The organism is Dyella sp. C9 (genome assembly GCF_003332825.1).
GTDB lineage: Bacteria > Pseudomonadota > Gammaproteobacteria > Xanthomonadales > Rhodanobacteraceae > Dyella.
The window spans coordinates 111900-126726 of the sequence record NZ_QIRF01000005.1 but is presented as its reverse complement, the minus strand read 5'-3'; the positions used below and the strand labels follow the sequence as shown (position 1 = coordinate 126726).

Annotated in this window: 12 protein-coding genes and 1 tRNA gene; 9 read left to right on the top strand and 4 right to left on the bottom strand. The window is 67.1% G+C overall.

What is annotated here, in order from left to right; genetic code table 11:
• Window positions 1–85: 85 nt before the first annotated feature.
• From DVU99_RS09005 to hemA, 3 genes are all read right to left on the bottom strand, one after another.
• Window positions 86–2188 carry a tetratricopeptide repeat protein gene (locus DVU99_RS09005; protein ID WP_114239877.1) on the bottom strand — a complete coding sequence of 701 codons (2103 nt, stop codon included), beginning with the start codon at window positions 2186–2188 and terminating at the stop codon, window positions 86–88.
• Between the two features lie 70 nt (window positions 2189–2258).
• The gene (prfA, locus tag DVU99_RS09000; RefSeq protein ID WP_114239876.1) at window positions 2259–3338 is read right to left on the bottom strand and encodes a peptide chain release factor 1; all 1080 of its coding nucleotides are present in this window, start codon (window positions 3336–3338) and stop codon (window positions 2259–2261) included.
• Window positions 3339–3407: 69 nt separating this feature from the next.
• Window positions 3408–4682, bottom strand: coding sequence for a glutamyl-tRNA reductase (gene hemA / locus DVU99_RS08995; RefSeq protein WP_114239875.1), 1275 nt, complete (start codon window positions 4680–4682; stop codon window positions 3408–3410).
• Window positions 4683–4844: 162 nt separating this feature from the next.
• On the opposite strand from hemA, the gene DVU99_RS08990 reads away from it, so the two are divergent.
• From DVU99_RS08990 to ychF, 8 genes are all read left to right on the top strand, one after another.
• Window positions 4845–6530 (top strand): tetratricopeptide repeat protein, encoded by a 1686-nt coding sequence (locus DVU99_RS08990; RefSeq protein ID WP_114239985.1) that lies wholly within the window; start codon window positions 4845–4847, stop codon window positions 6528–6530.
• The gene (gene lolB, locus DVU99_RS08985) at window positions 6527–7159 is read left to right on the top strand and encodes a lipoprotein insertase outer membrane protein LolB (RefSeq protein ID WP_114239874.1); all 633 of its coding nucleotides are present in this window, start codon (window positions 6527–6529) and stop codon (window positions 7157–7159) included. The genes DVU99_RS08990 and lolB overlap by 4 nt, the downstream gene beginning before the upstream one ends.
• Window positions 7160–7341: 182 nt before the next feature.
• Window positions 7342–8736, top strand: coding sequence for a 4-(cytidine 5'-diphospho)-2-C-methyl-D-erythritol kinase (ispE, locus tag DVU99_RS08980; RefSeq protein WP_114239873.1), 1395 nt, complete (start codon window positions 7342–7344; stop codon window positions 8734–8736).
• Between the two features lie 17 nt (window positions 8737–8753).
• Window positions 8754–8830 (top strand) — tRNA-Gln (locus DVU99_RS08975).
• A gap of 55 nt (window positions 8831–8885) precedes the next feature.
• On the top strand, window positions 8886–9824 hold the full coding sequence (locus DVU99_RS08970) for a ribose-phosphate diphosphokinase (protein ID WP_114239872.1): 939 nt from the start codon (window positions 8886–8888) through the stop codon (window positions 9822–9824).
• Between the two features lie 176 nt (window positions 9825–10000).
• Window positions 10001–10648, top strand: a complete 648-nt coding sequence (locus tag DVU99_RS08965; RefSeq protein WP_114239871.1) for a 50S ribosomal protein L25/general stress protein Ctc — start codon at window positions 10001–10003, stop codon at window positions 10646–10648.
• 45 nt (window positions 10649–10693) lie between these two features.
• Window positions 10694–11275, top strand: a complete 582-nt coding sequence (gene pth, locus DVU99_RS08960) for an aminoacyl-tRNA hydrolase (RefSeq protein WP_114239870.1) — start codon at window positions 10694–10696, stop codon at window positions 11273–11275.
• A gap of 87 nt (window positions 11276–11362) precedes the next feature.
• Window positions 11363–12454, top strand: coding sequence for a redox-regulated ATPase YchF (gene ychF, locus DVU99_RS08955; protein WP_114239869.1), 1092 nt, complete (start codon window positions 11363–11365; stop codon window positions 12452–12454).
• A 164-nt stretch (window positions 12455–12618) separates the two neighbouring features.
• Here the strand turns inward: ychF and DVU99_RS08950 are convergent, their stop codons facing one another.
• Window positions 12619–13107, bottom strand: a complete 489-nt coding sequence (locus DVU99_RS08950) for a MarR family winged helix-turn-helix transcriptional regulator (RefSeq protein ID WP_114239868.1) — start codon at window positions 13105–13107, stop codon at window positions 12619–12621.
• A 144-nt stretch (window positions 13108–13251) separates the two neighbouring features.
• Here DVU99_RS08950 and DVU99_RS08945 point away from each other — a divergent pair, with 144 nt between their 5' ends.
• Window positions 13252–14781: a DHA2 family efflux MFS transporter permease subunit gene (locus tag DVU99_RS08945; protein WP_114239867.1), complete on the top strand. Its 1530-nt coding sequence runs from the start codon at window positions 13252–13254 to the stop codon at window positions 14779–14781.
• The last annotated feature ends 46 nt before the right edge of the window (window positions 14782–14827 follow it).

The following is a 14827-nucleotide window of genomic DNA, read 5'->3' as shown; positions in this document are numbered from 1 at the left end:
ATGAGAGGAGCGGGTGAAGGAAAGCCCACGGCACGCGGCCTGGGCACCTCGCTGCAGCCGCCCTTGCCGGGGCGGCCGCGGAACCTTACAGGTCCAGGTCCACCGGCTTGCGTCCTATCCGGTAGCGCACGCTCATCGCCTGCACCGCACGGCGGAAGTCGCCGGCATAACCGCGCATGTCGAACAACGGGCTCTGCGTGCGCTGTTGCGCCAGGTGGTGGCGCAGGGTGAGCAATGCGTCGCGATCGTTGCCGAGCTGGGTGGCCATGGCGATGAAGGTTTCCTCGTCCTCGCAGGCCAGCTCCGGCAAACCGAGCTGCTGCACCAGGCTGGTGGCCACGCGGCCGGCGAAGGTGCGGCCGGTGCAGGTCAGCACCGGACAGCCGGCCCACAGCGCATCCGAGGCCGTGGTGTGGGCGTTGTACGGCAGCGTGTCCAGGAACAGGTCGGCGTGTGCGTAGCGCCCCAGGTATTCGGCATGCGGCAGGCGCGGCATGAACACCAGTCGTTGCGGATCGACGCCAGCGGCACTGGCGGCGGCCTGCAGGCGCTGGTCGGCGCCATCGGGGCCGCTCAGCAGCCACAGCACGCTCTCGGGCACCTGCTGCAGGATCAGCATGAAGCGCGCGAACGCGGCCGGATTGAGCTTGTAGCTGTTGTTGAAGCAGGCGAACACCGTGCCCTGGCTGGGCAGGCCACACTCGGCGCGCGAGGGCGCCGGGGGCACCACGCGGGTGTTGTCGTTGGGCTGGTAGCAGCGGGGCAGGCGAATCAGCTTTTCACTGACCTGCGCGCGCAGGCCGTCGGGCAGCACAGCGGCGTCGGCCAGCAGATAGTCCATCCACGGGGCGCCGCTGGAGCCGGGATAGGCCAGCCAGTTCACCTGCACCGGGGCGGGGCGCAGCGCGAACAGTTCGCCGTTGTCGCGGCCGGAATAGCCATTGAGGTCGAACAGGATTTCGATGCCCTTGCCGTGAATCAGCTGCGCGAGCTGGGCTTGGTTCAAGCTGGCGGCATCGTGCAGCGTGCCGGTGGCGGCAAGACGACGGCGAATCGGGCCGCCATCGTCGGGCGTGGTGGCGAACAGGTGCAGTTCCAGGCCCTGGCCGGCCAGCGCCTCGAGCATGGCCACCACCAGCAGGCCGGTGGCGTGCTCGTTGAATCCGTCGGCGACCAGGCCTACCCGGATCGGCGCATCCGGGGCCGGCTTGGCGTGCTCAAGGTTCAGTTGCTTGCGCAGCGGGGCTGCCTGCCGCTCGATGGTCTGTGCATAGGTGGTGGCACAGCGCAGCTGCAGCGCCGCGTCGACATCCTCGGCGAGCATCACGAAGGGGCTGACCGCGGTGTGGCCATCGACCGCGGCCTGTTGCACGCGTTCGCTCAACTCATCGATGCCACGCCAGTCGCACAGCTTGCGCCGCACGAACAGCAGCTGGGCCAGGCTCGGGCCGTCATGGGGGGCCAGCGCCAGCGCACGTGCGTAGGCGTCGGCGGCGGCGGCGAGCTTGCCCGCATCCTCCAGCGCCTGGCCCGCGGAAAACGGATGGGAGGCATGGCCGGGGGCGAGCCGCTCGGCCGTCAGCCAGGCCTCGGCGGCCTCGGTATGGCGCCCCTCGGCGACGCGGATGCGTCCGCGCAGGGCGTAGGCGCCGTCCAGGCGTGCGTGCAGTGCCAGTGCCTCGTCGGTGTGCAGGTTGGCCTGCGGCAGATGGCCCAGTTCCAGCTCGGCCGCGGCGAGGTTCAGGCGCAGGCCGGCGTGCTCGGGCGCGCCATGCGTGGCCATGGCATACGACTCGCGGGCGTGCTGGTAGCGCGCCGCCGCCATCAACGCGTTGCCCAGCGCCAGCAGGATCGCCGGGTGTCCCGGTGCCTTGCGCAGCGCGGCGCGCAGCAGCTCGATGGCCTCGTCGGCCTGGCCTAGGCTCACCAGCAGGCTGCCCAGATTGCACTGCACCTCGATGCTGTGCGGGGCCAGGCGCGCGGCCTCGTGCATGGCGACCAGGGCCTGGTCCAGGCGTTGCAGCTGCATCAGGCAGATGCCGTGCAGGCGCGCCAGTTCGGCGTCTTCGGGGTGCTGCGTCCGGGCGTGAGCGGCCATCGGCTCGGCGTCGGCATAGGCGCCGCGCTCCAGACTCTCGATCACCTGCTGGGCGAGGATCTGTGAAGAGGGGGTAAAAAGGTCAGTCATTCGCCCAAACTAGCTCAGGGCGCCCTGCCTGCCAATCCATCGGCGGCAGGCAGGAACTTGCGCGCGACGCTCAGCCGGCGGTGAGCGCCTTCAGTTCGTCGGCCTGGTTTTCGCGGGTCAGGGTGTCGACCAGTTCGTCCAGGTCGCCCTGCAATACCTCGGGCAGCCGGTACAGGGTGAGATTGACGCGGTGGTCGGTGATGCGGCCTTGCGGGAAGTTGTCCGTGCGGATGCGCTGGCTGCGGTCGCCGGAGCCCACCTGCAGGCGCCGCGATTCGGCCTGCGCCGCGGCCTGCTTGCTGCGTTCGTCGTCGAGCAGGCGCGCCTTGAGCAGGCTGAGCGCACGGGCGCGGTTCTTGTGCTGGCTGCGCTCGTCCTGGCACTCGACCACGATGCCGGTAGGCAGGTGGGTGATGCGGATGGCCGAGTCGGTCTTGTTGACGTGCTGGCCGCCCGCACCGGAGGCGCGGAAGGTGTCGGTCTTGAGATCGGCCGGGTTGATCTCGATGTCGTCGATCTCGTCCATCTCGGGCAGGATCGCCACCGTGGCGGCCGAGGTATGGATGCGCCCCTGCGATTCGGTTTCCGGCACGCGCTGCACGCGATGCGTGCCCGATTCGAACTTCAGCCGCGAGTAGGCACCCTTGCCCTCGATGCGCGCCACGATCTCCTTGTAGCCGCCGTGCTCGCCCGCGTTCTCGCTGAGCACCTCGACATGCCAGCGCCGCCGTTCGGCGTAGCGCGTGTACATGCGGAACAGGTCGCCGGCAAAGATGGCCGCCTCGTCGCCGCCGGTGCCTGCACGCACTTCCAGGAACAGGTTGGCCTCGTCGCGCGGGTCCTTGGGCAGCAGCAGGATCTGCAGTTCGTCGTCCAGTTCCACCAGCCGGCGTTCCAGCCGGCCGATGTCGTCCTGCGCCATGTCGCGCAGTTCGGGGTCGTCCAGCATGGCGCGCGTTTCGCCCAGCTCCTGCTCGGCCTGGTCATGCTCGCGCAGCGCGCCCACCACGGGCTCAAGCTGCGCGTACTCGCGCGACAGGTCGCGGAATCGCGTGTTGTCGGCAAGTACGTCGGGTTGGCCTAGCAGCAGCCCGATCTCCTCGTGGCGTTCGGCGAGGGATTCGAGCTTGCGGCGGATCGATGGGGTCATGGAGAAGGCGGGTGGGCGAGGGGAGGGGATAGAGCCGGAGGCTCCGCGCAGGCATTGTCGCCCGGCCCGCTACTCTTCGCCCACTTCGCGCTTCTCGTCGATGCCGTAGAGTCGTCCGGCGGCATGCAGCAGGTCCATGTCACCGCTGAGCGCCGCCTCGCGCAGCCGTGCGCTGGGATGGTGCAGCAGCTTGTTGGTCAGCGTGTTGGCCAGGAAGGCCAGCGCCTCGTCCGGCGACTTGCCGCGGGCGATCATCGCGCGGGCCTTTTCCAGCACCTCGTCGCGGTACAGCTCGGCATGCTGGCGCAGGTCCACCGCCGGGTTGCGCAAACCGAGGGCGCGACGCCAGGCCATGTAACGCTCGACCTGCAGGTCGATGATGGCGTCCGCTTCGCGCGCGGCGGCCTCGCGGGAACGGCGGTTGTCGTCGATCACCTGGCGCAGGTCGTCGATGCCGTAGAGGAACACGTCGTCGAGGTCGCCTACCGAGGCATCGATGTCGCGCGGCACCGCGATGTCGACCATGAACATCGGCTTGCGCCGCCGCGCCACGATGGCCTTCTCGACCATGCCGTGGGTGACGATGGGCTGGCGGGCCGCCGTGGAGCTGATCACGATGTCGGCATCGGCCAGATGCTGGGGCAGGTCCTGCAGGGCGATGGCGTAGCCGCCGTGCCGGCTGGCCAGTTCCTGCGCGTTCTCCAGCGTGCGGTTGGCCACGATCAGCCGGCGCACCTGCTTGTCGACCAGGTGGCGCGCGGCCAGCTCGATGGTGTCGCCGGCGCCGATCAGCAGCACGCAGGCCTGGCGCAGGTCGGCGAAGACCTGCTCGGCGAGGCGCACCGCGGTAAACGCCACCGACACCGTGTGGGCGCCGATGCGGGTATCGGTGCGCACGCGCTTGGCCACCGCGAACGTATGCTGCAGCAGGCGCTCCATCGGCGCGCGCAGCATCTGCGCGTCGCGTGCCTGCTGGTAGGCATCCTTCACCTGGCCAAGGATCTGCGGCTCGCCCAGCACCATGGAGTCCAGCCCGGTGGCGACGCGGAACATGTGACGCACGGCGGCGTCTTCATCGTGCCGATACAGGAACTCGTCCAGCTTGCCGGCAGTCAGTTGGTGGTGCCGGCTGAGCCATGCCTGGGGTACGCCCTCTGCCCCTGCCGAGACACTCACGTAGAGTTCGGTACGGTTGCAGGTGGACAGGATCATGGCCTCTTCCACGCCGGGTTCACGGCCTAGCGCAAGCAGGGCCTGGCTGGCGGAATCCGCGTCGAACGCAACCTGTTCGCGCAGGTTGACCGGCGCGGTGAGGTGGTTGAGCCCTAGGGCGATCAGCGTCATGGTGTGGGGCGATTCGAGGCGGAAAGCAACCGGCGGCGTAAACTAGGCTTTGGCACCGGCCGTTTTACAAGGGCTGCGGCCAACACAGACGGATGAGCGGAGAATAGTGTGCTGAGCAGGTGGTTCAAGTTCAAGCAACTGCGGCATTTTGCGGCTGGCGGCATGGTGGTGCTTCTGCTGGCCGGGTGTGCCACCGCTCCGGGGCGCTCAACCAGCCAGGGTTCCGCGTCGAGCCAGCCCCTCGGCCGGTTGGTGGTGGCGACGTCGGACCAAGACCATGACCTGTTGGCGCAGCTCATGGCTGGCGAGATGGCGCTCACCCGCACCGATATCAAGGCAGCATCGGCGTCCTACAGCCGGGCGATGATGCTTTCCAGCGACCCGCGGGTCGCCGAGCAAGCCGCCGCCATGGCCATCGCCATCCACGACACGGACGGCGCCGAGGCGGCCATCGCGCGCTGGCAGGCACTCGGGGGCAAGCCGGCGCCGCTGGCGCAGGCCCGCGCCGAGCTGGCGCTGAGCCAGGGCAACACCGACGAAGCGCGCCGCCAGCTGGAGATCCTGGTCAACACCGGCGATCCGGATGCCTGGCGGCAGTTCGGCCGCGTGCTGGTGGGCAGTCGGGACACGGCCCAGGCGGCCCAGTTGCTGGAAGCGGTCGCCACTCCGCAACGACTGCCCAGCGATCCGCAGGCGTGGCTGGCGATGAGCGAACTGGGCGACAAGCTGGGTCGTCACGCCTATGCCATGCAGATTGCCGAGGCGGCAGTGAAGCGCTTCGGTACTGCCGAGACGTATGCGTGGCTGGGCCAGATGCGCTACCACGACGGCGACAAGGCGGGGGCCAAGGCATTGTTCGACAAGGCTTTGGCCAAGGACCCCAAGGACACCCACCTGCGCCTGGCCTATGCCACCCTGCTGGGGCAAAGCGGCGACTACAGCGACGCCGCCCGGCTGCTGGACAACGGTCCGCAGGACGCCGACACGTATGCGATGCGCGCCGCGCTCGCCGCGCGCGCCAACGACACCAAGACCATCAATCGCCTGTACACCCAGCTGCAGCGCGCGCCGGACGACGTCCGCCAGAACAGTGCCTACCTGCTGGGCCAGCTGGCCGAAATGCTGGACAAGAAGGAAGAGGCGCTGAAGTGGTACGACCAGGTGCCCGATGACGACGATCACGCCTTCGATGCCGACCTGCGCAGTGCCGTGCTGATGCAGGATCTGGGGCGCAGCGCCGATGCCCACGAGCAGCTCGCGCAGATGCAGACCGATTATCTCGACCAGCCCGCGCAGCTGCGGCGCGCGTACGAGGTCGATGCCGAGCTGTACATGAACGAGCAGCAGTACGGGCAGGCCGAGCGCGCCTTCACCCGCGCCCTGCAGGTGACCCCGGACGACCCCGCACTGCTTTACGGACGTGGGCTGGCCTACGCCGAATCGGGTGACATCGACCAGGCCGTCACCGACTTCCGCCGCCTGCTGCAACTCAAGCCGGACGATACCGACGCCAGCAACGCCCTGGGCTACACCCTGGCCGATGCCAACCGGGACCTGCCCGAGGCCGAGCGGCTCATCCAGGCGGCCCGCGCGGCACGTCCGGACGATCCGGCGATCCAGGACTCCTGGGGCTGGCTGCAATACCGGCTGGGCCACCTCGACCAGGCCGAGAAGACCCTGCGCGGCGCCTGGATGGCGCACAAGGACGCCGACGTCGGCGTGCATCTGGGCGAGGTGCTGTGGAAGCAGGGCCGGCAAGAGGATGCACGGCGCGTTTTCGACGAAGTGCGTAAGATCGACCCGCAGAGCACCAGCCTCCACAACACTCTCAAGCGCCTCAATCCATGAAGCTTCCCATTCGCGTATTTGCGGCAGCCCTGCCGCTGCTGCTAGCCGCCTGCGTCCACAAGGAAGCAGTCAAACCCCCGCCGCCGAAGGCGGATTTCGCCGCCTTGCTCGACCAGCAGCGCGCCCGTGAGCACCTGATGGCCAAGACCGATCATTGGGTGCTGCAGGGCAAGATCGGCGTGTCCGGCCCGGTCAACGGCAAGAACGAGGGCGGCAGCGGCAGCCTCACCTGGACCCAGAACGGCGCGAACTACGAATTCGTGGTGCGCGGCCCGGTGGGCAGCAAGAGCTTCAAGCTCACGGTGACTCCGGAAGGCGCCACGCTGGAAGGGCTCGACGGCGGCCCTCAGCGCAGCCCCGATCCCCAGTCGCTGGTGGAAAACGCCCTGGGCTGGCACATGCCGCTCACCGACCTGCGTGCCTGGGTGCTGGGCCTGCGCGCCGAGAGTGGCCCGGGCGAGTTGACCTTCGGTGACAACGGCCTGCCGACCCAGCTGGTCCAGGACGGCTGGACCGTGGCCTATCCGGCCTGGGATACCGCCCACCAGCCGCCCGTGCCGAGCAAGGTGTTCGCCGAGAATCCGCCGTACAAGGTGCGCCTGTCGGTCGATTCCTGGACCTTCCAGTAAACCGGGGCAGCCTTCTGGCTGAACTGTAGGAGTGCACTCCGTGCGCGACCCCGGCAGGGCATCGGGCCTGGTCCTGCCGTGGCCAGGAAATGGATGTTGACCCTTGATTCGCGCACAGGCTGCGCTCCTACAAAAAGGCGTGCGTCGTACTGGCGCCGCCGATTGCCGTCCAAGGACGACCGATGAGCTTTCACATCGAACGCGCCCGCCCCGACCAGGTCGATGCCCTTTGCGCCATCGAGCGGGCGGCCGTCGAGTTGTTTCGTGGCCACCGCGCCTGGGCGTCGTACCGGCAAGTGTCGGTGCCGCCCGAGGTGCTGCGCGAGGCGATCGCGCGTGGACTGGTGTGGGTGGCGCTGATCGGCTCCGGTGAACCGGTCGGTTTCGTCTGGCTGGATGCGGAGGAGGGCGGCGAGGCCATCGGCGTCGCCGAGATGGACGTACTGCCCTCGCACGGCCAGCGTGGCATCGGCGCGGCCCTGCTGGAGCATGCCTGCGGCTGGGCCCGCATGGCCGGCTACCACCGGGTGGACCTGGGCACCCTAGCCGATGTGCCGTGGAACGCCCCGTTCTACGCCAAGCACGGCTTCGTGGTGCTGGACAAGGATCGTCCCGAGTTCGCCTTCTACCGCGAGCGGGATCGCGAAAACGGCTTCCCTGACGACCTGCGGGTATTCATGAGCCGGCCCTTGCCGCCGCCGGACCCGGCCGACTGGACCGCCTGGCCGGCGCCGGCCAAGCTCAACCTGTTCCTGCGTATCACCGGCCGGCGCGCCGATGGCTACCACGAGCTGCAGACCGTGTTCCGCCTGCTCGACTGGGGTGACGAGATCCGCCTGCGGCCGCGCCGCGATGGCGAGATCCACCGTTTCAACGACGTGCCCGGGGTGCCTGCCGAGAGCGATCTGGTGGTGCGCGCCGCGCGCCTGCTGCGGCCGCATGCTCCGGCCGGCTCGGGCGTGGATATCGAGGTGGACAAGCGCATCCCGATGGGCGGCGGGCTGGGCGGTGGCAGTTCGGACGCCGCCACCGTGCTGGTGGCACTCAACCGCCTGTGGGGCGCCGGCCTGGACGAGGACGCCCTGGCCGAGCTGGGTCGGCAGCTGGGCGCCGACGTGCCGGTGTTCGTTCGTGGCCGTTCAGCCTGGGCCGAGGGGATCGGCGAGAAACTGCGTCCGTTGGCGCTGCCACGGCGCTGGTACGTGGTGCTGGACCCCCATGAACACGTGCCTACCGCAGCGCTTTTTCAAGCGACTGAATTGACACGAAATGCCCCGCCCGCCACAATTTCATCCTTTGCTTCGGGCGAAACGGTCGAGAACGCGTTCGCGCCCGTGGTCCGCGCGCGACATCCGCGCGTGGCTGCGGCGCTGGACTGGCTCGACGGCTTCGGCCGGGCAAGGCTTTCCGGCAGCGGTGCGTGTGTGTTCCTGGAGACGGATTCCCCGGAACGCGCCGAGGCCATCGCGGAGCGCTGTCCCGCCCGGTTCACGGCCCATGTGGCCAGGGGCGAGGATGTCTCTCCGTTGCTTGTCGCCCTGGCGCGCCATCGTGGTGCCGACGGGGCGGGCAAGTAGGAAAATCCAGTTTCTACTGGGGCGTCGCCAAGCTGGTTAAGGCACAGGATTTTGATTCCTGCATGCGAAGGTTCGAATCCTTCCGCCCCAGCCATTTCACACATGGCTCATCAGGTCCAAAGAAAATGACTGTCGACACGTCCGGTCCGATGCTCTTCACCGGTAATGCGCACCGCGCGCTTGCCGAGGATGTCGCCCAGCGTCTTGGCGTTCCCCTGGGCAAGGCACTCGTCAGCCGCTTCAGCGACGGCGAGACCCAGGTGGAGATCGAGGAAAACGTCCGTCGCCAGGAAGTGTTCGTGCTGCAGCCGACCGGTGCGCCGAGCGCGGAGAACCTGTTCGAACTGCTGACGCTGGTGGATGCGCTCAAGCGTGCCTCGGCGGCCAGCGTTACCGCGGTGATCCCGTACTTCGGCTACGCCCGCCAGGATCGTCGCCCGCGCTCGGCGCGCGTGCCGATCACGGCGAAGATGGTGGCCAAGATGATCGGCACCGCAGGTGTGGATCGCGTGCTCACTGTGGACCTGCATGCGGACCAGATCCAGGGCTTCTTCGACATCCCTGTGGACAACGTCTATGCCTCGCCGGTGCTGCTGGCGGACATCTGGCGCAACTACAGCATGGACGACCTGATCGTGGTCAGTCCGGACGTCGGTGGCGTGGTACGCGCCCGTGCGATGGCCAAGCGCCTCGACGACGCCGACCTGGCGATCATCGACAAGCGTCGCCCGAAGGCGAACGTCGCCACCGTGATGAACATCATCGGTGAAGTCGACGGCAAGACCTGCGTGCTGGTTGACGACATCGTCGACACCGCCGGCACCCTGTGCGCGGCCGCCGCGGCGCTCAAGGAGCGCGGCGCCCGCAAGGTGGTGGCGTACTGCGTGCACCCGGTGCTGTCGGGCGCGGCGCTGAAGAACATCGAGAACTCCCAGCTCGACCAGCTGGTGGTGACCAACACCTTGCCGCTGCGGCCCGACATCGCCGCGTGCAGCAAGATCCGCCAGCTCTCGGTCGCCGAGTTGCTGGCCGAAACGATCCGCCGCATCGCCTTTGGCGAGTCGGTGAGCTCGTTGTACATCGACTGATTTTTGGAGGGAATGGGGAATCGGGAATAGAGAACAGGAAAAGGCAAGGCGTCGCGCAGTGGCTCTTCCGATTCCCTATTCCCGACTCCCTATTCCCTCCGTAACACGGCTCCCCTGGTCGCGGGGGAGTCGCCAGACTGCCGCGAGGCAGCTCACTACTGATAGGCAATACCAACATGGCTACGACTCACGAAATCAAGGCTACGGCCCGTAATGACGAGGGGAAAGGTGCGAGCCGCCGCCTGCGTCATGCCGGCTTCGTGCCTGCTGTTGTCTACGGCGCCGGCCAGGCCCCGCAGAGCATCCAGATCGAGCACAACACCATCCTTCTCTCCGCCAAGCACGAGTGGTTCTTCTCCTCGGTGCTCGACCTGAACGTCGACGGCAAGGTGCAGAAGGTGCTGGTGCGTGACTGGCAGAAGCACCCGTACAAGCTGCAGATGCTGCACATGGACTTCCAGCGCGTGGACGAGAACAAGGCGATCCACGTCAATGTGCCGGTGCACTTCCTGAACCAGGAAAAGTCGGCCGCTGCCAAGACCTCGGGCGTGGTGATCTCGCACAACCTGACCGAAGTGGAAGTGTCCTGCCTGCCGAAGGATCTGCCGGAGTTCATCGAACTCGACCTGGCCGACCTGAAGCCGGGCGACATCGTCCACCTGTCGCAGCTCAAGCTGCCGAAGGGCGTGGAAATCGTCGCGCTGCACCTGGGTGCGGACCACGACATCGCCGTCGTCACCGCCAACACGGTGAAGGAAGAGGCCGAGGAAGCCCCGGCTGCCGAAGGCGAAGCCGCTCCGGCCGCCGAAGCTCCCAAGAAGTAAGTCGCTGCGGCCCGCGCTCTCCGGAGCGCGGGCCGTCACGATCTTATGGCGGGTCTTCGACTCATCGTCGGACTGGGCAATCCCGGTGCCGAATATCTCCGAACCCGGCACAACGCCGGGTTCTGGTTTGTTGATGCCCTGGCGTCAGGGCAGGGCGAGCGCTTCGGTTTCGATGGCAAGCTGCATGGCGAGACCTGCAAGGTCCGCATCGCTGGCCAGTCGGTGTGGCTGCTCAAGCCTTCCACCTTCATGAACAAGAGCGGCATCGCCGTGGCTTCGGCGCTGCGCTACTACAAGATCGAGCCGGACGAGTGCCTGGTGGCGCACGACGAGCTCGATCTCGATGCCGGCACCGTGCGGATGAAGTTCGACGGTGGCCACGGCGGCCAGAATGGCTTGCGCGACATCATTGCGCATCTGGGCCACGCCAAGTTCCATCGCATGCGCATCGGCATTGGCCATCCCGGCCACAAGGACAAGGTCACGCCGTGGGTGCTCGGTCGCCCCTCGGCCAAGGACGAGGACGCCATCGTCGACGGCATCGCGCGCGCGCTGGACGTGCTGCCGCTGGCGGTCGATGGCCAGTTCGACAAGGCCATGCAACAACTACATACAGCAGGGAAATAGAGAATTGGGCATAGGGAATCGTTAAGGCGATCCCGTCCCTGGTCTTACTATTCCCCATTCTCTATTCCCCATTCCCGGATCTACCCCATGGGCATCAAATGCGGCATCGTCGGCCTGCCTAACGTCGGCAAGTCCACCCTGTTCAACGCGCTGACCAAGGCGGGCATCGCCGCGGCCAATTTCCCGTTCTGCACCATCGAGCCGAACGTGGGTGTGGTGCCGGTGCCCGATCCGCGCCTGCAGGCGCTGTCGGACATCGTCAATCCGCAGAAGGTGATCCCGACCGCCGTCGAGTTCGTCGACATCGCCGGCCTGGTGGCCGGTGCGTCGAAGGGCGAGGGCCTGGGCAACAAGTTCCTGGCGCACATCCGCGAAGTGGATGCGATCGCCCATGTGGTGCGCTGCTTCGAGCACACGGACATCATCCATGTGGCCGGCAAGGTCGACCCGATCGCCGACATCGAAACCATCGACACCGAGCTGGCGCTGGCTGACCTCGATTCCGTCGAGAAGGCGCTGAATCGCGCCGAGCGTTCGGCCAAGGCCAACGACAAGGACGCCATCGCCAAGAAGCCGGTGCTGCAGAAGCTGGCCGCGGGCCTCAACGAAGGCAAGACCGCGCGCAGCCTGGGCCTGGACGAGGAGGAGAAGGCGCTGGTGCGCGACCTGTTCCTGCTCACGCTCAAGCCGCTGATGTACATCGCCAACGTGCGCGAGGACGGCTTCGAGAACAACCCGCACCTGGACGCCGTGCGCGCCCGCGCCGCCGCCGAGGGCGCCGAGGTGGTACCGGTGTGCGCCGCCATCGAGGAAGAGCTCTCGCAGCTGGATGACGCCGACCGCGACGAGTTCCTCAAGGACCTGGGCCTGGACGAGCCGGGCCTGAACCGCGTGATCCGTGCTGGCTACAAGCTGCTCAACCTGCAGACCTACTTCACCGCGGGCGTGAAGGAAGTACGCGCCTGGACCATCAAGCGCGGCTTCACCGCGCCGCAGGCCGCCGGCGTGATCCATACCGACTTCGAGCGCGGCTTCATCCGTGCCGAGACGGTGAGCTACGACGATTTCATCCAGTACAAGGGCGAGGCCGGTGCTGCTGCCGCCGGTCGCCTGCGCAAGGAAGGCAAGGACTACGTGGTGAAGGACGGCGACGTGCTGCACTTCCTGTTCAACGTCTGATCCATTCGGACGTCCGCAAAAAAGCCGCGCATTGCGCGGCTTTTTTGTTGCCTCTCTTGCAGGAGCGCACCCTGTGCGCGACCGGATCGGAGCGGGGATGCAGGCTGCAACGGCGCTGGGGCTTGGGCCCTCGCTACGCGTCGCTCGCCCCTCGGCGGTTCGCTTCATGGGTTTTTCGCGCACAGGGTGCGCTCCTGCAGGGGTTGTCGCTCGCCGCCGGCATGGCGCCGGGCGCGCTCTTCCAGCGTCTTCAAGACCCTCACGGCGGTGGCCACGTCCTCCGGCGGCAGGTCGGCCAGCAGCGCCGAGCGAAGCTCCCTCAGGGCTGTCTCCAACTCGGCGGCTACCCGCACGCCCTCGGGCAGCAGATAGATCGCCCGTTGGCGCCGGTTGGCGGGCACCAGGCGCCGCTCCAGCAGTTGTGCCTGCTCGGCTTGGTCCAGCGTGCGGACCAGGGCGGCGGGGTGGACGCCGACGCGCTCTGCGAGCACCTGCTGACTGACGCCGTCGCCCAGGCGCGAAAGCAGCAACACCGGGGTCGCCACGGTCACCGACAGGCCGCTGTCGCCCAGTACGGTGCTGGCGGCCTGGTGCCAGGCCTGGCGGGTCGGCTGCAGGGCCACGGTCAGGGCGTAATAAAGGTCCTGGGGCATGCGAGGGGTGCTCCGGGCGTGGCAGGCCACGCGCTGGCTGGTTAATCGTTTAAAAGCATATAGTCTATTTGACAATAATAAACATGACATCAATAATTCGCGACCATTCGGGCCCCGCGGCGGGCCTGTCGGCATCGCGCGTTCATGACCACCCCGTTTCGCCCACCGAATATGGTCCTCGCGACCATCGGCCTGTCGTTGGCCACCTTCATGCAGGTGCTGGACACGACGATCGCCAACGTCTCCCTGCCCACCATTGCCGGCAACCTTGGCGTCAGCAGTGACCAGAGCACCTGGGTGATCACTTCGTTCGCGGTGAGCCAGGCCATTTCGCTGCCGTTGACCGGCTTCCTCAGCAAGCGCTTCGGCGAGGTGAGGCTGTTTGTCTGGTGCACGCTGTTGTTCGTGCTGGCCTCGTTCCTGTGCGGCATCTCGCAGAGCATGGCCATGCTGATCGGCTTTCGCGCGCTGCAGGGTGCGGTGGCCGGTCCGATGTATCCGATCACGCAAAGCCTGATGATCGGCATCTATCCGGCGAACAAGCGCGGCATGGCGCTGTCGCTGCTGTCGATGGTGGCGGTGGTGGCGCCGATCACCGGCCCGATCCTGGGCGGCTGGATCACCGACAACTACTCGTGGCCGTGGATCTTCTTCATCAACGTGCCGGTGGGCATCTTCGCCAGCATGGTGGTGGCCAACCAGATGCGCGGCAAGGTGGAGACTACGTCGCGACCGCGCTTCGATTACGTGGGCCTGATCACCCTGGTCATTGGCGTGGGCGCGCTGCAGATCATGCTCGACAAGGGCAATGACGAAGACTGGTTCCATTCCAACTTCATCATCGTCACCACCATCATCTCGGCGATCAGCCTGGTGGTGTTCCTGATCTGGGAGCTCACCGACGAGCAGCCCATCGTGGACCTGCGGCTGCTGCGCCATCGCAACTTCAAATTCGGCACGCTGGCGCTGGTGTTGTCGTATTCGGCGTATTTCGCCATCAACCTGCTGTTGCCGCAGTGGTTGCAGCGCAACCTCGGCTATACCGCCACCTGGGCCGGTTTCGCGGCCGCGCCGATCGGCATCTTCCCCGTGCTCCTGAGCTTCGTGGTCGGCCGCTACGCGATGCGTTTCGACCTGCGCCTGCTGGCCTCGTTCGCCTTTGTGGTGATGGGCACCACCTGCTTCCTGCGCTCGAACTTCTACCTCGACATCGACTTCGCCCATGTCGCGTCGATGCAGGCGCTGATGGGCCTGGGCGTGGCGCTGTTCTTCATGCCGGTGACGGTGGTGCTGCTGTCGGACCTCGATCGCCACGAGATCGCCTCGGGCTCGGGCCTGGCGACCTTCCTGCGCACGCTGGGTGGCAGTTTCTCCGCCTCGTTGACCACCTTCCTGTGGGATCGTCGCGCGGTGCTGCATCACGCCCGGCTGGCCGAACACGTCACCCTCTATAACCAGGATGCGATGGCGACGGTGAACCAGTACGGCGGCGGCAACACCCAACTGGGTATCGGCGTGGTCAACAACCTCATCACCAACCAGGGTTACCAGGTCGCCTTCGACGAACTGTTTCACGCGCTGGGCTGGATTTTCCTCGGCCTGATCGTGTTCGTATGGCTGACCAGGCCGCCGTTCGCAGCCAAGTCATCCGACGCCGGGGCAGGTGCACACTGAGTCGACGGGCGCGGCTTGCTGGCGCCCAGGTGCCATGCTGTGATGG